Annotated in this window: 21 protein-coding genes, 3 pseudogenes and 1 other annotated feature; of the genes and pseudogenes, 11 read left to right on the forward strand and 13 right to left on the reverse strand. The window is 66.4% G+C overall.

What is annotated here, in order from left to right:
• Positions 1-128: 128 nt before the first annotated feature.
• Both HKK72_RS13665 and HKK72_RS13670 read left to right on the forward strand, forming a co-directional pair.
• A complete protein-coding gene (locus HKK72_RS13665) occupies positions 129-578 on the forward strand; it encodes a DUF1931 family protein (protein ID WP_187234715.1) in 450 nt (149 codons plus the stop codon).
• Between the two features lie 79 nt (positions 579-657).
• The gene (locus tag HKK72_RS13670) at positions 658-1428 is read left to right on the forward strand and encodes a DUF2267 domain-containing protein (protein ID WP_187234716.1); all 771 of its coding nucleotides are present in this window, start codon (positions 658-660) and stop codon (positions 1426-1428) included.
• 5 nt (positions 1429-1433) lie between these two features.
• Here HKK72_RS13670 and HKK72_RS13675 read toward each other — a convergent pair whose 3' ends face one another.
• The 4 genes from HKK72_RS13675 to HKK72_RS13690 all read right to left on the reverse strand — a co-directional run bounded on the left by HKK72_RS13675 (position 1434) and on the right by HKK72_RS13690 (position 4950).
• Positions 1434-3452 carry an erythromycin esterase family protein gene (locus HKK72_RS13675; RefSeq protein ID WP_187234717.1) on the reverse strand — a complete coding sequence of 673 codons (2019 nt, stop codon included), beginning with the start codon at positions 3450-3452 and terminating at the stop codon, positions 1434-1436.
• Positions 3453-3470: 18 nt separating this feature from the next.
• Positions 3471-3821 (reverse strand): hypothetical protein, encoded by a 351-nt coding sequence (locus HKK72_RS13680; protein ID WP_187234718.1) that lies wholly within the window; start codon positions 3819-3821, stop codon positions 3471-3473.
• Positions 3822-3933: 112 nt separating this feature from the next.
• Positions 3934-4329, reverse strand: a complete 396-nt coding sequence (locus tag HKK72_RS13685) for a DUF2267 domain-containing protein (protein ID WP_222720668.1) — start codon at positions 4327-4329, stop codon at positions 3934-3936.
• Positions 4330-4455: 126 nt separating this feature from the next.
• Positions 4456-4950, reverse strand: coding sequence for a general stress protein (locus HKK72_RS13690; protein WP_187234720.1), 495 nt, complete (start codon positions 4948-4950; stop codon positions 4456-4458).
• Between the two features lie 719 nt (positions 4951-5669).
• On the opposite strand from HKK72_RS13690, the gene HKK72_RS13695 reads away from it, so the two are divergent.
• Entirely contained in the window at positions 5670-6176 is a 507-nt protein-coding gene (locus HKK72_RS13695; RefSeq protein WP_187234721.1) for an Hsp20/alpha crystallin family protein, read from the forward strand.
• Positions 6177-6414: 238 nt separating this feature from the next.
• On the opposite strand, the gene HKK72_RS13700 is transcribed toward HKK72_RS13695, so the two are convergent.
• The 4 genes and pseudogenes from HKK72_RS13700 to HKK72_RS13715 all read right to left on the reverse strand — a co-directional run bounded on the left by HKK72_RS13700 (position 6415) and on the right by HKK72_RS13715 (position 9855).
• Complete coding sequence (locus HKK72_RS13700; RefSeq protein WP_315987229.1) at positions 6415-7107, reverse strand: FAD:protein FMN transferase; 693 nt, start codon at positions 7105-7107, stop codon at positions 6415-6417.
• A gap of 358 nt (positions 7108-7465) precedes the next feature.
• Positions 7466-7786: pseudogene (locus HKK72_RS42725) on the reverse strand (helix-turn-helix domain-containing protein); the annotation flags it as partial.
• Between the two features lie 240 nt (positions 7787-8026).
• Complete coding sequence (locus HKK72_RS13710) at positions 8027-9181, reverse strand: sensor histidine kinase (protein WP_187234724.1); 1155 nt, start codon at positions 9179-9181, stop codon at positions 8027-8029.
• Between the two features lie 14 nt (positions 9182-9195).
• Entirely contained in the window at positions 9196-9855 is a 660-nt protein-coding gene (locus tag HKK72_RS13715) for a response regulator transcription factor (RefSeq protein WP_187234725.1), read from the reverse strand.
• A gap of 1118 nt (positions 9856-10973) precedes the next feature.
• Here HKK72_RS13715 and HKK72_RS13720 point away from each other — a divergent pair.
• A complete protein-coding gene (locus tag HKK72_RS13720) occupies positions 10974-11306 on the forward strand; it encodes a DUF2637 domain-containing protein (protein WP_315987231.1) in 333 nt (110 codons plus the stop codon).
• A gap of 240 nt (positions 11307-11546) precedes the next feature.
• Here the strand turns inward: HKK72_RS13720 and HKK72_RS13725 are convergent, their stop codons facing one another.
• On the reverse strand, positions 11547-11705 hold the full coding sequence (locus tag HKK72_RS13725; RefSeq protein ID WP_187234727.1) for a hypothetical protein: 159 nt from the start codon (positions 11703-11705) through the stop codon (positions 11547-11549).
• Positions 11702-12220: a hypothetical protein gene (locus HKK72_RS13730; RefSeq protein ID WP_187234728.1), complete on the reverse strand. Its 519-nt coding sequence runs from the start codon at positions 12218-12220 to the stop codon at positions 11702-11704. Before HKK72_RS13730 ends, HKK72_RS13725 begins: the two co-directional genes overlap by 4 nt.
• Positions 12221-12492: 272 nt before the next feature.
• Here HKK72_RS13730 and HKK72_RS13735 point away from each other — a divergent pair, with 272 nt between their 5' ends.
• The 3 genes from HKK72_RS13735 to HKK72_RS13745 all read left to right on the forward strand — a co-directional run bounded on the left by HKK72_RS13735 (position 12493) and on the right by HKK72_RS13745 (position 14639).
• Positions 12493-13551, forward strand: coding sequence for a DUF2228 domain-containing protein (locus HKK72_RS13735; protein ID WP_187234729.1), 1059 nt, complete (start codon positions 12493-12495; stop codon positions 13549-13551).
• Positions 13552-13722: 171 nt separating this feature from the next.
• Complete coding sequence (locus HKK72_RS13740) at positions 13723-14019, forward strand: hypothetical protein (RefSeq protein WP_187234730.1); 297 nt, start codon at positions 13723-13725, stop codon at positions 14017-14019.
• 278 nt (positions 14020-14297) lie between these two features.
• Complete coding sequence (locus HKK72_RS13745) at positions 14298-14639, forward strand: DegT/DnrJ/EryC1/StrS family aminotransferase (RefSeq protein WP_187234731.1); 342 nt, start codon at positions 14298-14300, stop codon at positions 14637-14639.
• A gap of 336 nt (positions 14640-14975) precedes the next feature.
• Here HKK72_RS13745 and HKK72_RS13750 read toward each other — a convergent pair whose 3' ends face one another.
• Positions 14976-15428, reverse strand: coding sequence for a hypothetical protein (locus HKK72_RS13750; protein ID WP_187234732.1), 453 nt, complete (start codon positions 15426-15428; stop codon positions 14976-14978).
• Between the two features lie 537 nt (positions 15429-15965).
• Here HKK72_RS13750 and HKK72_RS13755 point away from each other — a divergent pair.
• Entirely contained in the window at positions 15966-16370 is a 405-nt protein-coding gene (locus tag HKK72_RS13755; RefSeq protein WP_222720669.1) for a VOC family protein, read from the forward strand.
• A 203-nt stretch (positions 16371-16573) separates the two neighbouring features.
• On the opposite strand, the gene HKK72_RS13760 is transcribed toward HKK72_RS13755, so the two are convergent.
• Positions 16574-16825, reverse strand: a complete 252-nt coding sequence (locus HKK72_RS13760; protein WP_187234733.1) for a hypothetical protein — start codon at positions 16823-16825, stop codon at positions 16574-16576.
• A gap of 245 nt (positions 16826-17070) precedes the next feature.
• On the opposite strand from HKK72_RS13760, the gene HKK72_RS13765 reads away from it, so the two are divergent.
• The 3 genes and pseudogenes from HKK72_RS13765 to HKK72_RS13775 all read left to right on the forward strand — a co-directional run.
• Positions 17071-17952, forward strand: a complete 882-nt coding sequence (locus tag HKK72_RS13765; protein WP_222720670.1) for a hypothetical protein — start codon at positions 17071-17073, stop codon at positions 17950-17952.
• Positions 17953-18080: 128 nt separating this feature from the next.
• Positions 18081-19314, forward strand: a pseudogene (locus tag HKK72_RS13770) (IS3 family transposase).
• Positions 18355-18486 (forward strand) — a sequence feature (AL1L pseudoknot). (Overlaps the previous pseudogene by 132 nt.)
• 37 nt (positions 19315-19351) lie before the next feature.
• Positions 19352-19552: pseudogene (locus HKK72_RS13775) on the forward strand (IS5/IS1182 family transposase); the annotation flags it as partial.
• A gap of 69 nt (positions 19553-19621) precedes the next feature.
• Here the strand turns inward: HKK72_RS13775 and HKK72_RS13780 are convergent.
• Complete coding sequence (locus tag HKK72_RS13780; protein ID WP_187234734.1) at positions 19622-20731, reverse strand: WD40 repeat domain-containing protein; 1110 nt, start codon at positions 20729-20731, stop codon at positions 19622-19624.
• Positions 20732-20796: the final 65 nt, after the last annotated feature.

Genomic DNA, 20796 nt, shown 5'->3' on the forward strand with positions numbered 1-20796 from the left:
GGCCTGCGCCCACCCGACCGCCGAAAGGCACGTCCAGGCCATCACCTCGGTCCCCGGGCTGCCGCACGACGCGCGGCAACCCGGCGAGGGAACGACCCCCGCCCAGCCCCAAAGGTAAGATGACCTGCATGGACGTAATGGCGGTGCCCCGGTTCGAACGCTTCTTCCGAACCGTCGCCGGCCTCGATGTGGACAAAAACGACCTCAAGCGTTACAGCGACTTCGTCCAAGACAAGCTCTACGATCTGCTGCTCCTCGGCCAGGCTCGTGCGAAGGCCCGGCGAAGCGACGTCATCGAGCCCATGGACCTTCCCATCACCAAGGGACTGCAGGAGCGAGTGCACGAGTTCCGCCGTCTCGACCAGGAGATCGAGCTGGCGCCGATCCTGGCGCATCTGGCGACCCGGCCGCTGCTCGACCCTGGGCTCAGTGAGGAGACCGAGGCCCAGCTCCCCGCGATCGCGGGTGGCCTCTCGGTCGCGCTGGCCCGCGCATTCAAGATCATCGACCCGAAGCTTCCCAACCCGCGGACCGAGCACTGGGAGCGCGCCCGGCAGATCTTCGATCTGCTCTTGTAAACCTTGTCCGTGCCGATTGGCCGGCCGCCTTATACGAACTACGAACCAAGCGTATTCGTGCGACTGGCGAGGAGTGGCCGTGGAATACAAGGAGTTCATCACGATCGTCGCGCACGAGGCCGTGCTCGACGACATCGAGCAGGCCGAGCGCGCGGCGCAGGCCACGCTTGAGACCCTGGCCAGGCGGCTCTCCCCGGGTCAGGCACGAGATCTGCTCGCAGAGCTCCCCGCGGAGCTGAAGCCATGGATCCACCCGCGGGGCGAGCGCCAGATCTTCGACGCCGACGAGTTCCTGCGGCGCGTGAGCGGACGACTCGGAGTCGACATGGCCACAGCGGAGCGTCTCTCCCGTGCCGTCTTCTACGCTCTCGGGCGGGCGGTGAGCACGAAAGAGATCGCCGACCTGGCGGCCGACCTGCCCGGCGACTTCGAACCGCTGATCGCGGAGGCACAAGGACGGTTCGCCGAGATCCTGCCGGCGGAGGAATTCGTGAACAGAGTCGCGACTCGCGCGGGCCTGGACACGCGCGGCGCCCAGCGCGCCACGGAGGCCACGCTGGAGACCCTCGCCGAACGTGTGGCCGGGGGCGACGTCGACGATCTGATCGGTCAGCTTCCCGTACAACTGCACGGTGCGCTCAAGCGGGGCAGATCCGAGTCTCCGGACGCCCGGCGCATGTCGCTGGACAGGTTCCTCGCCCGGATCGCGCAGCGCGAGGGAGTGTCGCCCGACAAGGCTCGAGCGCACGCCCGAGCCGTGTTGGCGACATTGCGCGAGGCGGTCGCCGACAAGGAGTTCTTCGACCTCGACGCGCAACTGCCCGCTGAGTTCCGGACCCTGATCGCCTGAGGGGGCTAGACGGCGAAGGGGTAGGTCTCGGGCGCCTCGCCGCGCTCCTCCCACCGGGCGGTCCGCTCGAGCGGCTCGAGGGCTCGTGTCTCGTCGATGAAGATGACGGCGTCGAACTCCTCGGCCGTGCGGGCGTGGAAGTAGTGGCTCTGCCGTTCGGTCTCGGGCCGGTAGATGACGCCGATGGCGCGCTCGAGCCGCGCCGCGCGCAACACCTCGGCCGCCGGCGGGACCACTTCGAACCACAGGAGGAACTCTTTGCTGCCCACCTGATGGAACAACGCCTCCACGCTGTTCGGCAGGGCCGGCCGGACCACCTTGCGATCCGCGGGAGCGTCCCAGTCGTCGGCCGCGGTGACCGTGCCGGTGTAGGTGGTCAAGCCGATGAGGCGGCAGTCCCCGGGGTGCCGTTCGCGGACGAGCTGCCCCACGTTGAATTGTCCCGTCGCGCCGAATTCGGTCGCCCGCGCGTCGCCGAGGTGGGAGTTGTGCGCCCACACCACGATCTTCGCCGGCTCGCCCCGCGTTCTCCCCAGATGCTCGGCGAGCGCCTCCAAGGTGTCGACCATGTGGGAATCCCGCAAGTTCCACGAGGTCACCTTCCCGCCGAACATCGTCCGGTAGTACCGCTCCGCGAACCGCACCGTGACGGCGTTCCGCTCCGCATGGAACACCTCGTCCTCGGCGAGGATGCCGTCCCGTTTCGCATACTCCGGCGCGTGCCGCTGCAGGTCGACCAGCTGGGCGACCACCTCGCGCTCACACGACTCCCCGGCTCCGAAAGCGGCCGCGAACCCGTAGGACTGGCCGTCGTCGTCGGCGCCGACATGGTCGAAGCAGGCGTATCGCTCCCGGGCACGTGCCGCGGCCTCGGGGTCGACGCGCTCCAGGTAGGAGATCACCTCCTCGGCGGATCGCCTGAGGCTGTACAGGTCCAGCCCGTAGAAACCGGCCTTCCGCCGCTCGTCGCCGACGCGGTCGTTGCGTTCGCGGAGCCATCCGGCGAAGTCGAGCACGACCGTGTTGCGCCACATCCAGGTCGGGAAGCGCTCGAAGCCGCGCAGCGCCTCCTCGGCGGTCACGTCGTCGCTCCGGCCGCGAACGTAGCGGTTGACGCGGTAGGCATCCGGCCAATCCGCCTCGACGGCCACGGCGCAGAAACCCCGCTGCTCGATCAGCCGCCGGGTCATCTGCGCCCGGGCAGCGTAGAACTCGTGAGTGCCGTGCGATGCCTCCCCGATCAGCACGATCCGCGCGTCTCCGACGATGCCGAAGAGGGTCTCGTCCGGGGGAACGCCCTCGTCCACGAACGCGGCCGACATGCGGATGACCGCCACCTCCGACGGTAGGCCGGCCTGGGCGCTCTGGCCGGTCGGAGCTCTCGCCGCGGCGCGGAGCAGATCGCGGACCTCCTCATCGGTGGTCTGCGTGAAGTCCCAGTACGACGCGCCGACGGCGAAGAACGGCGACGGAGTCATGGCGCACACCACCTCGTCGACCTCGAGCTCCAGCTCTGCGCAGGCCGAACTCGGTGCGGCGGGCACCGCCACCACGATGCGAGCCGGTTCGAGCCGCCGTAACGCCAGGATGGCGGCTCGCATGCTGGATCCGGTGGCGAGACCGTCGTCGACCAAGATGACCGTCTTGCCGGACAGATCCGGCATGGGGCGACCCTCGCGGTAGACCTGTTCCCGCCGCGTCAGCTCACGGCTCTCCCGCTCTGCCACCTCGCGGATGATCTCCGCGGAGATGCCCAGCCCGGCGACGACGTCCTCGTTGAGCACGATCACTCCGCCACTGGCGATCGCGCCCATGGCGAGCTCCTCCCGCCCTGGGACTCCGAGCTTGCGTACCAGGAACACGTCCAGCGGCGCGTCGATGGCCGAGGCCACCTCGTAGGCGACCGGTACCCCGCCGCGCGGCAACCCGAGCACCACTACGTCATCACGGTCGCGGTAGTGCTCCAGTAGTCCGGCCAAGGCCCGTCCCGCGTTCCGGCGATCATGGAAGACACGCTCTGACATGCCGTTCACCGCCCGCCATCACATCAACTGATCGAGCATGCCGTGCAGGTGAGCCGCCGCGACCTCGATGTCGGAATACTTCCGCTGCGCGGCCCGCACCTCGGCGGCGATGACGCCGCACCGGTGCACATTCTCCAAGTCACCGTAGGGGAACTTGTATCTGGACTTGCTGTCCTCTGCATGCTCGTCGTCCACGCCCAAATGCCATCTGCCGTACTCGCCGAATCCGAACTTCTCGATGAACTCGTTCTCCTGTTCGGTGGACGGCTGATGCTCACTCCAGTCGTCCATGACGTCGAGGACCACACGACCGTCGCCGATCAATTTCTTCGCGAAGTCAAAGGATCGCTCGCTCAGTTTCACCGCCATAGCGCTTTTCCTCCAAATTCTGCGTACTGTCACCGACGCGCACACCGGCGGTGGGCACTGCGACAGCCGACTCGCGATCGATCGATCGATCGCTCGTCAATGGGCTCCTGACCTACGGCAGCAGGGCCGCCAGGTCCTTTGGCATTGCAGCCTTTATATCGTCCCATTCCCCATCGGTGATATAGAGTCTGAGCGCATGCGCCACCGTGTGCACCAGGCCTTCGATCCCGCCTTGCACCTCAAACGGCGGCATCTCTTGCCGTATCTGGTCCAGAAAGTCGTCCCTGTGCATCTTCTTCGGTACTCGGCTCGGATTCCATCCGTCGTAGTACACTCCACGGACCAGCATGGGCAGCTGTGCGGCGAAATGGGCCGCCTCGTCGACCGTCAGCCGATCACGCAGAGCGTGTAATACCGAGCGCAAGGCGTTGTACGACTGGTTGCGGCGCTCTTTCGGCCAGCCATAGGCCTCCTCTATATGTTTCAGGATTCGGTTCGTCTTGTCCACCGTCGTATCAAAGGACCGGTATCCAGTCTTGGTCATCGCGATGCCCCCGTTTCTGACTTCGTGCCGCGAAGGTGGATCGAGCGGCGGCCTGGCGACAAAGGGTCCGCCGACTCACGGTCTCAGAGGTCACTCGGAACGAGGGCTCCCTGCCGGGCTGGGTCTGTTCTGCGCAGGTAGGAGGTCGGCGAGTATCCGGCGAGCGTGTTCGGCGAACTCCGCGTCGACCAGGATCTCGTAGCGGTCGGCGATGATCAGGGGCACCGAGGCGAAGTTCCGCTGCCGCATGGCGTAGGCGACGGCAGTCCATATGGCACCTATCAGGATGCCCAGCAGGACCCCCGACGTGAGGGGCGAAAGCGTCCACGGCGTCACGACCCAGAAGACCAGGCCGATCAACAAGCCGATCCAGGCTCCGGTGGCCGCCCCGGCCAGCAGTGACCTCCACAGAGTCCAGCGGCCGAGTAGCCGCTCCTGCAGTCGCAAACCGGTACCGACGATGGTGAGGTGCTCGACCGGGAACTTGTGCCGCGCCAGGATGTCGACCGCGTGCTGGGCCGCCTCGTACGCTCGGAAGCCGGCCAGCACTACTTGGTGCTTACCCGTGATGCCTTGGCTACGCATATGACTACCCCCATCAGTCCAACGGGCGATGTGGATCTGTGCGTGCGCGCGGCCGACATGAACACGGTACGTACACGCATCCGCGATCAAACGACTCGCCGGTTAGTTGTCTCCGTGCAGATGGCGTTGCAAAACAGCAGGCCGACCAACTCGGCCTCGCCCACGATCAATCGCCTCGCAATATCGATGACGGTAAACACAAGGCACTTACGCCTACGGTTAAAAGGGAATCTACGACCCGCCTGGAACGGCGAATACCGGTCCGGCGTGGATCATGTCCGCAGACCAACGGCGGACTGGAATGTCACTGGTAGGCCGCACAGGCCAAGGAGCCTGCGGGTGCGATCGACTTCCCGTCGCCTTTCCAGTTTTCCCACCCAGCCTACCCCTTTCCAGGTCGGAACATCACCCCAGGTCGGCCGCATCGCCATCACGGTCAGCGCGCCGGGCCGAGTGGTGCCGAGGCCTTGGAGGCCGGCATCGCGCTGAGCCGATGCCGGGCCGCCGACCCGCTCTTCCTGGGAGCGCGTGTGGTGGCATCACCGCCGGGTATCTGTCACCTCGTAGGGGGAAACAGGTGCTGGTGACCTGGCCGCGCAGGCCCATTGCTCGGTCACAGCTGACGCTCCCGGCGACGACGGACACCCCTCGAGGCTCCGTCGGGGAGGAAAATGGGGGATGTTATGACATTGCCAATAAGGCGCGCCAGAGGTGGTCGAGTGCACGGAGTCGAGCCGACCGCGATACTACGGCGGGAGCCCTTCGCGGACATGCAGGAGTTGCTCAACCGGATCGGGGGGTTGGTCCAGCCGGCGGCCGAGACCGTGATGGAACGCCCGTGGATGCCGATCGCGGAGACCGACGAGACCGACGACGCCTACGTCGTCAGGCTAGAGCTACCCGGTATCGCACCCGATGAGATCGAGATCGGGATCCGCGACCGCGACCTGTGCGTCAACGGTGAGGTCCGTGAGGAAGAAGAAGGCTCAAACGCGCTGAGAGTCCGGATGGGGCGGTTCCACTACCACACCTCGCTGCCCTCCGATGTGGACGCGGACAACGTCGAGGCGTCAATGGACGAGGGAATCCTGACACTGCGCATCCCCAAGGCCCAGGAGAGCCGGGGCCGTCGCATCGAGATCAAGGGCGGCCGATCCGAAGGCGGGCGATCCGAACGCGGCGGCCGGTCTCGGGGCTCGCGGAACCAAGGGACTCCCTCTTCCTGAGCCGGGGCCGATCCGGAAGGACTCTCTGCCAGGAGACCTCGCGTATGGCGGTGATCGCTTTCAGCGGACGGTGATACCAGGCCGCCAGGCGGCTGTGCACCCGATGCGGCGTCGACTATGCCCTCATGGAGAGCCGACCGCGATACGACGACGTCTGTGACATCTGCGACGGGGTGAGCCAGCGGCGGGACATATGCCAGGAGGGCGTGCACAACGCGAAAGATCGTCGCGACGTCGGCTATGCGGCCAGAGTGATGGGCCGTCCTCCGCCGTGGAAGCACTGCCCGTGGTCATCGATGGCCAGGTAGGCGTGATCGTTGAGGCTGGGAAGCCGGTCCAGAGCGGGCGGTCCCATCGCGACGGCCGCCGTCGCGTAGGCGGCGGCATTGCCCAGCTCGGGCCCCCCAAGGTCACCGTGGAGACACCCGACGCGTAGCGGCGGGTTGCGGGTGCGGTCACCGTGAACGGAGTTGTTGGCCGTGGCCACGGCCAGCTCGGTGGTGGTCCCGATCCAGGCGATCTCACCTGGCCGGCACGGATCCTGGACCGCCACCCGCCATGCCTCATCCTGGGTCGGTCGCCCGGAGACCTTGATGTCTCCGCCAATCCTGAGGCGGTGGTTGCCGGCGCCGGCCCTGGCGAGGTGCACCGAGGCCTGCTGGAGCGCCCAGCCCCTGACATACCGGGAGGGGTCGAATCGCCCGGTCACCCGGACGTCGAAGTAGCCGTCGGTACGGGCGTGGAGCCGCGCGCAAGCCGTGCGGACTTCACGGACCGACGGTCCCAGATCCGAGGGCCGGATGAGTCCGTTGTCCAGCAGGTGCACCTCGCTGTGGTGACAAGAAGGATCGAACAGCTCCTCGATATGGTTCAGCCAGTCGAAGACTTGAGCGGTGAGCTGGTCGAGGGTCTCGCTCGGCAGGGGGGTCACGAATGTCCAGACAGACCGGCCGGCCCATCAACAGCCCGAAGCGGCACGGCGTGGATCCGTCCATCATCGGCGTCCCTCCCGGTTCAGGCCCGGCCTGAGCGAGTGGCGGGTTGATACCTGTCGTGATGACACGAGGCAACTGACCCGCCGGCCTGACTCGCGCAATGACGCGAACGCAGGCTGTTCCGCGCGCTCTCGCTCTCCCCTCGCCGCCCCCGGAGAAGGCAGGGAGCATGTGCGACCGGTCGTGATCGCCCCTCGGACACGAAGAAAGCTGGTCGGGTATTCCCCCAGCCTCGGCGAGCCGCAGCGGCCCCCGCCGCGAAACGGGTGTCCGCGCCGAGTTCTCCATGAGAGCGCCGATGTGGCGGCGGACCGTTCTGACGCTCACGTTCGTCTCGGTCGCGATGCGCTTGTCCGTCCAGCCCTGGGCAAGGTGGCGCAGCACCCGCAGCTGGGCGGCGGTCAGGTGCGTACCGCAGCGCCAGGTCGACCAGCGCCGCCCGCTGCCAGTCGGCGCGCCCGCCCTCCGCCGCCAGGCGGACGCGCATCTTCTGGCGGGCCAGCAGTTGATGCTCTCGGAGACGGCTGCTCCAGCACACCGGCGGGTGGGACCGGGAGATCTCCGGCGATCCGGGCTCAACACCTGGCACAGCGGCGGCCTTGCCGGAACCCACACCTACCTTTGCAGGAGGTATGACGGGGTCACCTACGCCGCCTTCTTCAACCACCGCCAAGAAAGGGACAACGAGCCCGACTTCGGCGACATCGACCCCCTCCTTTACGGCGTGGCCAATGGGATCACCAGGTGGCCGTCGGTGGACTCAGCTCCCTTTACTTCTGGATGTTCTGTACCGGCAGCCGACAGTCCCAGCGGCCTGTTGATCTTGGACACGGAACCAGGGGCCCGGATAATCGCTCACCCCCTTGGCAGCGCGACCCGTATGCTCAGGCCGCCATCCGGGCGAGCCGCGAGGGTGAGCTTGCCGTCGTGAGCATCGATGATGGCACGAACGATCGACAGGCCCAGGCCGGCGCTGTTTCCAGCGCGTTGCCGGTTGGCACGCCGGAAAGGTTCGAGCAGTCCCTGCAGTTCCTCGCTTGCGATTACGGGGCCGCTGTTGCAGATTTCGAAAACGGCTTCGTGGTGTTCGGCGTGAGTGCTCACCGATATCCACCCACCCGGGTGATTGTATTTGGCGGCGTTGTCGATGAGGTTATCGACCAGCTGGCCGAGCAGCGCGGGGTCGCCATGCGCCGTTGTCGCATTCAGCTCTGCACTGACGGTCAGTTCCTGCGTCTCGGCTTCCTCGGCATCGTCGGCGAGCCGGCGGCGTGCGATGTGATCGAGCCGCACGGGTCGGCGGTCTTCACGCGCGATCGTGGCACGGGTGAGGAGGAGAAGCCGCTCGGTCAGCCGCTCGCATGATGTGACGGTGCGGCGCAGCCGCACTACGAGCTCCCGTTGCTCTGATCCCGACGGCGCAGGTCCAATGAGCGCGAGATCGAGTTCGGCGCGCATCACGGCCAGCGGCGTACGCAACTCGTGCGCTGCGTTGGCGGCGAACAACTGCTGGTCCTGGAACGCCATCTGCAGGCGAGCCAGCATCGCGTCAAAGGTATCGCCGAGTTCCTTGAGCTCGTCCCTGGGCCCGGTGAGCGCGAGCCGCTCGTCGAGGCGTTCACGGGTGATGTGTCGCGCCGTCCCGGTGATCACTCGCAGTGGCCGCAGTACTCGTCCAGCGATCAGCCAGGCCAGCAGGCTCGCAACCGCCACGAGACCAGCGAGAATCGCGCCGTACTGCACCCACAGCCGTCCCAGCGTGTGGTGCGTTATCTGACGACGGATCCCGATTCCCACACCTGGTTCGGTCAGGGTCGGTGCCTGGGCACGAGGAGATGCCCCATGCACCGGCACCGGGCTGGGCGCGCCGCTGGATGTGGCCCCCGGAACCCCGGCCGGGGCGCTGTGGAGGTTGGCCCGCACGAGTTCGTAGCTCACCCCCAGCAACACGACGCCGGTGACCACGATCAACCCTGCCAGCAGCAGGGCCAGACGATGTCGTACCGTCATCCGAAGCGGGAGCCTCATCGGCGAATCCGATACCCGCTGCCGATAACGGTCTCGATCGGGTCAGGCTCACCCAGCTTGCGGCGCAGCTTCTTGATCGTGGTGCGGACAGCGGTTGTGAACGGGTCAGCGTGTTCGTCCCACACCCGTTCCAGCAGTTCCTCGGCGCTGACGACGCGCCCCTCAGCGGCCAGCAGAAGCTCGAGTACGGCGAATTCCTTGCGGGCCAACTCCAGCAGCCGGCCATCGCGGTCGGCAATGCGCCTTGTGGTGTAAAGCGTGATCCCGGCCGACTCGAGTATCGGCGCACTCGCATGCGCTGGACGTCTCGAGAGCGCTCGCAGGCGTGCGATCAGCTCACCGAAATCAAACGGTTTCGCCAGGTAGTCGTCGGCCCCCATATCCAGACCGGCCGCCACCTGACGTGGTCCAGCCGCCGCCGTCAACATCAGCACCCGAGCGCCGGAGCCCTCCTGCCGCAGCCGGCGGCAGAGTTCGTCGCCGGACAGCAACGGCAGGTCCCGATCGAGCACCACGACGTCGTACGTTGACGCGGCCATTTTGAACCACCCGTCGAGACCGTCGGTGGCGACGTCGACCGCCATTCCCGCGCGTCGCAACCCTCGCACGACGACATCCGCGAGCTGTTCGTGGTCCTCGATGACAAGTACGCGCATTACATCTCACAGGATAAGGATGGTGGGCGTCGCCGATGAAACGCCCACCATCACGCCTCATCGACGAGCTCTATTCGGTCCCAGTCCGTGCGGGCGTCCCGTGCCCCGGCGCGCAGCGGGGAGGAGTTCTGTCCCCCTTGACCTTGGCAGGAGTAAGAGGTGTGGCATGGGCGCCGGTGCCGCTGCCCTTGCCGGGGAGACCGGGGCGAGCGCAGGTCGGTTCCTTTGCCGGGGACGACCCTGCCCCCGCCGAACCGGCCAACGCCAGCGCGATGGTCGTTGCGGCTGCGGTCAGCATCGCCGCAGCCAAGATCCTGATCCGCATTGGGACCCTTGTCATTCGGAGAATCATGTCAACCTCTCATGTTCGGGCTGTCCTTACAGCGCGAGTATCACGAGCACCACGTGGCCTCCCTGTGTCCTCTCCTGCATCGATCAACGCAGGGAATTCCGCCGTTACCAAAAGTCCGACGCGATCACGAGTACGAGATCTACCCGGACCGCGCCATTACCTGTGGGTGTGGAAACCCGGTCCAGGACCTTGACCTGCGGCTCCGTGGCCAGGGCACGGCCGGGTGGCGGGGGCCGGATGCATTTTCGGCAAGCGCAGGGGGACGGCGGCCTGGGCCCGGTTCTGGAGCGTCGACGGCCGGGCCGCCAGGACCGCGCGGGCCGCCTCGGCCATGCCGTCGGCGACGTGTACCGGGTCAAGATCGGCTGCTGGCCCGTCTTGCGGGAATACCTCGGCCGGCCGGTCTCTCAAGGTCGTATGAGATGGCCGGTCCAAGTCCTACCGCGCCCTCTGCTCGCCGCCCGATACGGACCCGCACAGAGAGGCACCGACCGTCCCGACAGCGAAGAAGCGGGCCAGGTCTGACCTGTCCCGCTTCTTCATGAAGAATCACGACGTGTCCGAGGGGGGACTTGAACCAATCTCCCACCGTCGTCATCCCGCTTGGGAACCCGGCTCGGACGTTGCCTCGCTGGTCGGCGGGCCGGAGGGGTGAGCGATCATGGCGAACGCGCACTTCTCTTGGGGAGATCGGGCGATCCGGTGGACGACGACGGTCAGCGTGGTGGTGCTGGCCGGGATCGCGGCGGTGTTGTCGTACAAACACATGTTCACCTTGGTCTGCGAGTACGGGGAGACCTCGTGGACGGCGGCGCTGTTGCCCGTCTCGGTGGACAGGATGATCGTGGCATCGTCGATGACGTTGCTGGCTGACTCGCGCAGTGGCCGGCGGAGTGGCTTCCTCCCGTGGATCCTCCTGGTGGTAGGGAGCGCGGCGAGTCTGGCGGCGAATGTGGCGGTGGCTGAGCCGTCTGCGGTCGGCCGGGTCATCGCGGCTTGGCCGAGCTGTGCTCTGATCGGGTCGTATGAGCTGTTTGATGCGCCAGGTCAGGCACGCCGCCAAGCCGAAGGCGCCGGTCGCCTCGGACGTAGCGCATAGGAGCCCGGTGATCGCCAACACGGCTCCATACGAGCCCTCATATGAGGCGGGGGAGAAGACGGTTCCTTCATATGTGCCTCCTACAGATTTGGCCATGGACGATGCTGTTTCAGACGACGCGCGTACGACTCTGACCGATCGGCGGACGCCTTCATACGAGGTTCAGACCGACAGCAGTGAGCACCTCATACGAGGCACAGACGCGGTCCACACGGGCGGCGTCGAAGCCGATCACTGGGATCATTCACCGCACAGCTGTCCACCGTCCGGGCTGCAACGCCAGGCCTGGGCGCAGACGGACTCGGCGGCCTCCAAGGTACAGCCGTCGGCGTGCACAGCCAGCCGCCGCAGCACGGTCCGCTCGTCCTCGGGCAGCGGCTCCCAGCTCCAGTCGATCATCGCCTGGAGCGTCTGCTGCCGCGCCGGGCGGCCTCGCCCACTCCCGGCCGGCAGGGTGAACCGGTCGTCCAGACGCTCGACCAGCCGCGCCGGGTCCAGCACTCGCAGCCGGGGCGCCACCAGTTCCAGCGCCAGCGGGATGCCGTCCAGCCGCCGAACGATGACGCAGACGGCCAAGGCGTTGCCGGTGTCGAGGGCGAAACCCGGGACCGCCGCCGCGGCCCGTCCACGAACAAGCGGACGGCGCTGGAACGGGTCGCCGCCGCCGGGTCGTCGTCCTGGTCTGGGCCGGGCAGGCCAAGGGGCAGGACGGGACGCACCACCTCGCCGGGAATGTCGAGCGACTCCTGGCTGGTCACCAGCAGGCGCACGCCGGGGACGGCGGCCAGCAGCCGCCCGGCCAGCTCGGCGAGCGAGCCGACCAGATGCTCACCGTTGTCCAGCAGCACCAGCAAGCGCTTGCCGACGATTGCCTCGCACAGCCAGTCCACCAGGTCGACCGGCTCGGGATCCACCGCTGCGGTGTCGCAGAGGCCCAGGGTCGCGATGATCCGTTCGAAGCGCGGCGGTCGCGGCTCCGCCGTTAATGACCTGCGTGTCTTTCTGGGCTTTCGACCTCGGATGAGGCACGTTGCGCGGTTATCCGGCCGCGCCACCGCAGACCATGCCGGTCTTATTCCCCCGGCCCTTCGTCCGCCGACTTGGCTTGAGCGCATCGGCGCCACCGCGATCGGGACGATCCGCCGGTCGCCTCAAGGGTCTGACCGTGGACAGTAGGCTCGCCCGCGTGGCACTACCCAGGTGGCTTGAGGGCAAGTCGGACGAGGAAGTGATTTCCGCTCTCCGGGCGGAGGTCGATAATGACCACGACAGGTTGGCCGACAGAGAGAAGCTGGCGTTTTTCTACGAACTGGTCGATGAGTCCGAAGAGGACTTGGCCGGGGAGTGGGACGCGTACTGCCGCCACGTCTCACTTGTGGACGAGCGGGTGAGTCAGCTCCGGTCGGTCGCTTTGGCCTGGTTCGACCGGGAGGTTGTCCCGTTGCCTCCGGCCGATGCCGCCGCAGTGGTGTACGGCGATGACGACTTCTGGTTTCCGGGCTTTGTGGCCGATAGACGCCACGGCGATCGTAACCCCACCGACGATCCCTGGTCCGAGTTGACGCCCGAGGAGCAAATCTTGAAGGCCATCTTCGGGACGAGGCCGGCCAGTCGGAGCGAGCTGGCCGGCGAGCGGCGGTGTGCCGCTCGTGGGGCGGCCGAAGGGCGGGATTACGCCGTCTGGCGGTCGACTTATCAGCCGCCGGATCCGACGGTCCGGTTGGCTGCCGAGTCCCGGGTGGCCCGGGACCGTGCCGCGATTGAGCGGCGGTTCGCCGACGACTGGGGCATCGAGCTGCCTGACTCGATCTTCCGGTATTGGCTGTTCCTGCTGTCACTCGGGCCGGTCAAACAGCGTGCGCTCCACGACACGGGACTACGACCGTACGGGATCATGGACCTGTTCGACGACGCTGTGTGCCCGCCGCGTGAGGGTCTCGACGTTCGGGTGCACGGCCGTTACTACCGGGATCCGCCCGAGTTCTTGACCTTCATGCACGGCGGCACCGATGGGCTGCACTTCGGACTTTGGTACGACGACGGCCGTACCTGCGCCGGTGTCGCGTCCTACTACAACAACGACGGTGGTGGCGTCGGCCTGCCGTCCGGCACTCCGCTGGAGGCGGTACGCGAACAGATCGAATGGTGTCAGGCTCACCTCGACAGTGAGGCCGGCGAGGATGAGCCGATCGCTGCGAACCTGGCGGAGGAGCGGTTCGGGCTGCGGGCGCTGCGGGAGTTTTGATGACCTTCGAGACCGGTGACCGGCCCGAGGAGGGCAGGGCCTACCACGAGACGTACCGGGGCGGGGACGAGGTACTCGAGGACGGCGACCCGAGCCTTTTCGAGACCCTGGACGGTGGTGGGGCGCTGGCCGACGGTGAGTCGGTTGTTCCGCGCGGCCGACAACGTCCCTATGACCGCTACGACTGGTGGCACCAACCTGCACAAACAGCTGACCGGGGATCCTGGTGTGGTCGCCTCGTGGGTAACCGAGGCCCTGCAGCGCTGCGCTGCCGGGGATCCGGCCAGCGCCCTCACTCTCGGGCGTGACCTGCACTGGGCCAGTGAGGGAGACGCCGAACGAGAGCGTCAGGCGCACGAGCTACTCGTTGCGGCTTATCGGGCTCTCGGCAGGCACAACCTCGCTGGGATCACCGACGCGCACCACCGGCACCGCGACCTCCCTCAGGTGGACGTGCTCCGAACCTGAACGATCTTGATTGGGATGCTGGGACTATTTAGCCGAGGAATAGTGGTAAGCGCTGAGTAACAGATCAGTGACGGTATCGGCGGCATGGCGGTGGAGACGACGGCCCCACCCGCCCCGGCGGTTTGTACGCGAGTCCGTGGCAGACCGGGGTTTGTTCCGTATGGGGATCCTCCACCGGAACACCAGCCGGCCGGACCGCCGTCCCAGATCAGGGTGTTCCGTTTAGTTGTTCCGCGAACTGTTCCGATGAAGGGGGGCTATGCGGAACCCTTTAGGGCGTGAACGGAACCCGCGTCGGCTACGCCGGGCGGAGGCGGCGCCATCGTCACCGACGACCCCGAGATCGCAGCGCGCGCCGTTATCTCATCGGCCAGGCCCGCGACCACCCCACCGAGTATCAGCACGGCCAGGTCGGCTACGACTACCGGCTGTCCAACCTCGCCGCGGCGATCGGCTGCGCCCAACTCGAACGCCTCGGAGTATTCCTCGCTGCCAAGAAGCGGATCACCGCGGTCTACCGTGCGGGGCTCGGCGGGGTCGACGGGCTCGCGTCCTCCCGTGGACGCTGTCGAACCGGTGGCTGGTCACCATCACCATCGACGAGGACACCTTCGGGATGAGTAGCAGGGCGCTCCGCGCGCACCTCGCCGCCGCCGGTATCTAAACCGGGCCACCGTGGACGCCGCTACACCGCACCGGCGCCCACATGGGTACCGAACCGTTCCCGTGCCCGGTCGCCGGCCGGATCGCAGCCACGGCCCTCCACCTACCGTGTCCCCGGCCCTGACCACAGACCAACAGCACTGCGCTGGAATACTGAACTCCAGGGAAGAAAGAGGAACGGCCACTCACCTGACCGGTACGAGCAAGCCATCGACGACGCCGGAGACGCCCGCAACCAGCTCATCAACGCCCTCATCGAAGGCGAGCCGGCACTCGCCCAAGTCGGCGCGCTATCAGCCGGCTCTTAGTTCGCGTCCTGGCACGACAACAGCGATCACTTGGATCGCGGTTTCCTTGTCCGTCTGGCAGATGGCCAGACCGAGCGCACGTTCGCCGCGATTCCAGAAGGGCATCTTGATGACACCCTGCATCAACAACAGCTCCGTAAAGGGCGATGACTCACCTCTCGCGAGCCGGTGCGTGATATCCACCTGACGAGGCTTACCCCAGGCGGTGGTGGCCGCGGCCACGTAGCCGCGGTACAGCGGCTCCAGTTCCTCCCAGGCCACCTTGAACGCTGATCCGTCGTCGTCATCCCAGAACTCTCCGGACTCTGCAAGGACGACCGAGTGGCCACCAGCGTTGCTGGTGACGGTCAGGTCTCGGTGCTCCCAGTTGGTCCAGGATTTGGGAAACGCCCGAGACTCGACTTCGGCATAGAGCTCCGACAGATCTATCTTTGGCATGCCCGAAGGGTACGCAACCTCAGATCAGGAGTAGGCAGGTCTGGTCCGTTCCGATCCTGGGGAAGACTCACCCGCAACAACTCCTCATCGCACCCGCATCGAACGTCGTGCGCATCGACGCCTGGCTCACCGAAACGACCATACCCTCACCATCTCACGGCTGCCGGCGCTCCGCCCCCTCGCAAAGATATCGAGATCCTCGGCCCGCGCCATCAGATCGCGGTGCGGGAGTGCCAATCGGCAAGGAGAAGGTGCGGTTCACTCCGAGCGACTGCGCACCGGTCGGGGCTTAGCAAAGTCCTAACAAGTCGCGTTATCAAGGGCGTCCCACGGGCACCCATGGTCGTAGAGACCGGATTGACGGGGGAGGCCGCCGAGGCTGCATAGCTTCGACGTCGCCTTCCGCTGACCGTGGAGCATACGCGCATCCGGCGGCTATACACCAATGATGTGCGGTGGTCGGGTCCGGCACTGGCACCGCCGAATGATCCGTTCAGATCCTCCTCGACCACACCGGCCTGGGCTCTCTGCCCCGTGGTGACCAAGACGGAGAAGCCTTGGTGGCGGACCAGGGGGTGGTCGGTCGTCGAGGGCCAGCCTGACTGGATATCGATCGAGGGACCGAACAAAGGGACCCGGCTGTCCTTCCAGACGGAAGCGGAATACCGCCGTCCGGCATGGCCCACACAGGACGACGAGCAGCAGATGATGCTCCACCTCGACTTCCAAGTGAACGATCTCGCGGCCGCGTGTGCCCACGCCATCGCGGCCGGCGCCACGCTGGCAGAGTTCCAGCCCCAAGAGGATGTGCGGGTCTTCACCGATCCGGACATCCGTTCTGCCTCTTCACGAGATAGCGCGACGCTCACGTGTCACCGACAAGAACGCGTGACAGTTACGTGGATAACTCGGATTGAGCTCTCCACTCTTATCGCGGCTTAAGGCCAGACCCGGTATCGAGCGGCATATCCTCCTCGGCCGGCACACGGAAGATCACCGCGCGCTCACACCTCCTATTCTTTGGTCGACTTCGAAGGATCTGCGCCGTGGCCGTCCCCAACTCACGACACCACGCTCGTCACCAGTAGAAACTCATAAATCGCAAGCGACAGCGCGCATCTCGACGGTGACCGCGAGATGCCGGATCAGGCCCGCTCGAAGGTGAGGTCGAAGTCCTTACGCCAGGTCTTGCCCTCGTCCTCGGAGGCCTCCCAACGTCCGTGGATGCGACCCTTCTCGACGTCGGCGATGAAGTGGTGGAAGTCCGGGTCCTCGCGGGTCATGGTCCAGTGCCCGCCGTCGAAGGTCATGGCGAACTGCCGGCATACACCGCTGTCGTCTTGGTACAGCGCGACGTAGACGTCGTTCGGGTCACTGCGTCCGATGACGAAGCTCATCTCGGAGTGATGCGCGCCTTCGCCAAGCTCCGATCGCACGACCAGGAACGACTCCCCGAGCCGCTCGACGGTGGTGAGACAGAGCAGAAAGTGAGACAGAGTCCGGATTATTGTGGGCGGGCCGGTGATCGCTTCGAGTTGAAGAACTCATCGAAGGCTGGCGGCCGCTACGCCCACCACAGTCAACGAGTGCGGCACCACCTTTACACTCGGCCCCTGAGGCGTCGAAAGAGAGGATCGCACTCATGGACATCGACGAGGCCAACCGCATGTGGCGGACAGTGCTGGCCGACGGCGACCCACGCGGCGTCGAACAGTTGCTGCGGAGCGACACCCGGCTGAGGCTGTTGGGGCACGAATGGTCGGGAACCCTCAAGGCCGCGGAGACGGCAGAACTGCGGGGGCTTCTGCTGCTGGGCGGCGCCGGCGACGTCCCGTTCGCCGTGGACTCTCCGTGGGGCATACCGGCCGGCGCGGGCCTTGCCGACGCCCTAGAACACGTGTGGGCGCCGGTCGCCAGGTACTGCCCGGGCTTCCTCGCGGCGCTGCGCGCGGAGGTACTCGGGCTGGCGTTGGTCGCGATGGAGGGCAGGTACCTGCTCGGGTATCTGCACCTCGCCGACCGTAATGGGGAGTTGCCGCGCGACCTGAAGGACCTGGCGCCGTACACGGGGTCGGACTCCCTGGCCGTGCTGTGGGGGACGGCCCCGACCAGCCTCGGCCCGACCGACGTCGTTCCCCTGCTGGATGAGCCGCTCCCCCCGGGCGTTCGTGACCTCGCCGCGGTCCATGCCTCCCTCACGTCGTTCGACTTCGATCTGCGCCTGGACCGCTTCACCACGACGCTCGGCGTCTCGACCCTCGCGGACTACGAAGGAGAAGACCCCAGCGACTACGGCCAGGACGAGGACTTCGTCCGCGCGGTGAACGGCGAGTTCGACCGCTGGATACGGTTCTGCACGTGTGACTCCGCCGCTGAGGCCTACTTCCTGGACATGGCCGACCGCGATGCCCACGACGTCCCCTGGGTCGCGCTGTCGAGCATCAACGGCACCTCCGAGCGGCCAGGCGACCCCTTTTGGGACTGGCTCGATAAGGCAGTACCATCCCTGCTCTTCTGCGTATGAGCACCGTGGATATCTCAGCAAGCTCTCCGTTGTTTCAGAGGTGACCGCCCACAAATCCCGATGAGCGGTAACAGGGTGTCCCGCACCGGGTTTGATGGAGACATCGAAATCTGGGAGGAACACCGGCGATGCCCGCACCGGAGAAGTACCTCGACGAGCTGCGTGAGCGTGCGACCCGGTTGGCGGTCGAGGCCCGCCGGGATCCGGCCGGCGCGGTGGGAGCGATCCGGCGGATCGCTGACCAGCTCGGGATCCATCCCGAGGCGTTGCGTATGTGGGTGAAGCGGGCCGAGACCGATGCCGGTGACCGGCCGGGCATCACCAGCAGCGATGCCGAGCGCATCGCCGCCCTCGAACGGGAGAATCGTGAGCTGCGGCGGCGAACCAGATCCTGAAGTCCGCGGCGTCTTTCTTCGCGGCGGAGCTGGACCGTCCGTCGCGATGAAGGTCGAGTTCGTCGACTCTCAGCGGGAGGAACACGGTGTCCAGCCGGTCCTGCGGGCGCTCGCGCAGACGCCGGCCGAGATCGCACCGTCGACCTACTACGCCGCCAAGACCCGCCCCGCCTCGGCCCGGTCGATCCGCGACAGCGAGTTGACCGAGACGATCGAACAGGTCCACGCGGACAACTACGGCGTCTACGGCGCCCGCAAGGTGTGGCACGAGCTGCACCGCCGTGGCGTGCCGGTGGCTCGGTGCACCGTCGAGCGGCTCATGCGCCAGTGCGGGCTGCGCGGGCTGCTGCGCGACACCTCACCCCGCACGACCCGGCCCGCGGCCGAAACCGTACGCCCCGGTGACCTGGTCAAACGCGACTTCACCGCGGTACGCCCGAACCAGCTGTGGGTCGCGGACCTGACCTACGTGCGCACGAGCGCGGGCTGGGTGTACGCCGCGTTCGTGCTGGAGGTGTACTCCCGGCTGATCGTCGGCTGGCAGGTCGCCACCAGCCTCTACACCGACCTGGCCCTCGACCCGCTGAAGATGGCAGTGTGGCGCCGCGAGAGTCAGGGCGCTGACCTGGGCGGACTGGTCCACCACTCCGACAGGGGAATCCAAGATCGGGCGATTCGCCACAGCCAGCGGCTCGCCGAGGCCGGCGCCGTCGCCTCGGTCGGGTCCAAGGGCGACTTCTAAGACAACGCGATGGCCGAGGCGTTCAACTCCCTGTACAAGGCCGAACTCGTCCGCAACAAGGGCCCCTGGCGCGGGCTCGAAGACCTGGAGATGGCCACCGTGGAGTACATCGATTGGTACAACAACCGGCGGCAGCACGACGAGCTCGGGCACATCCCGCCCGCCGAACACCAGGCACTACACGCGATGACCCACCCGGTCAGCGCACCCCTGGAAACCAGCTAACCAACTCTCCACCAAACCCGGGGCTTGACAGTCCGTCGTGGAGTTTGCCCGGCTGCTGGTTGCGCACAGGCAGGTGCTGGGCGCCAGGAAGGGGACCCGGGCGTTGGGCCCGTTCAAGCAGGCCGTGCTGGTCATCCGCCGGTTCCTGGACGCTACCCGGCTGCTGCAGTTGTGAGCCGATAACCACATCAGCAAGTCCACGGCCTACGCCTACCTGCAGGAACATCTCCTACAACTCATCCGGCACCATGCGCTCGACCATCACCACGAGCGGCAGACTACCGATCACACCACATGAGATGAGCTCTTAGCGGCGGTGCCACAATCCGATTCCGAACCCACCAATAGCCAGGGTCTTGCCGTCGGGGCTGAACGTCGCAGACCTTACTGAGCCGTCAAATCTGGTATATCCGGGTTTAGGGCCGGAAATCATGGCGACCCTTCGCCGGCCGGTCACGTCCCACAACCGAACATATCCGGTGTCTGCGCTGGCCAAGGTCTTGCCGTCAGGGCTGAACGTCACCCGATCGAAGGTGCTTTCAGGGATAGGGAGGGTAGCGGTGTGTCGATGGCCGGCGACGTCCCACAACCGGACTGCCCCGGCGCCAGGACCGGAGTCCGCGTCTCCGCCGATCGCGAGGGTTTTGCCGTCGGGGCTGAACGCCACCGAATCGAACTCGCCAAGACGAGTGCGGAGGATAAGGACGCTCCGGCGGCTGGCCACGTTCCACAACCGCACCTCCCCGCCTTCTGTGCTGACAAAGCCGGCGGTGGCCAGGATCTTGCCGTCGGGGCTGAATGCCACGGAGTTAACCCTGCTGAGACGAGTGAGGGAAGACGACGGAATGGTGAATGCGCCGGTGTTTCGGCGGCTGGACACGTCCCACAACCAGATCTTTCCGTAGGCCCTGCTTCCGTCGGCGCAACACGTGTGTTGTTCACCTCCGGCTGCGACGGTCTTGCCGTCGGGGCTGAACGCCACCGATTCGAAGTCCGTCCAGGATCCGCGGCGGTCGGGGAGGGCGAGAGTGCTGATACTCCGGTGTCTGGACAGGTCCCACAACCGGACCTCCCCGCTGGATCGGACTGCACCCTTGGAGTTGTCTGCGTATCCGCCGCTGGCCAAGATCTTCCCATCGGGGCTGAACGCCACCGAATGGACCACCAACGAAGTCCTGCTCCGTTTGGGCATGATCAATTTTACGGTGTTCCGCTGGCTGGCCACGTCCCACAACCAGACGTTCCCGCCTTCTCCGCCGCTGGCCAGCGTCTTTCCGTCGGGGCTGAAAGCCATTGAATGGACTTGAGTGAAGCCAGGGAGGCCGGCGGTGATGTCGCGGGGCGAGTCGATGGTGATGTCGCGGGGCGAGTCGGTCTGCTCGGGAACCTGACCCGTGCAGCCCGCCGAAATGCTCATCGCAACTGTGGCATATCCAGAAATCAAGACCCTCCACCATGGCCGCCGACGCATGGGCCTTTGGG

The organism is Actinomadura sp. HBU206391 (assembly GCF_014323665.1).
In the GTDB taxonomy this organism is placed as follows: Bacteria; Actinomycetota; Actinomycetes; order Streptosporangiales; family Streptosporangiaceae; genus Actinomadura_C.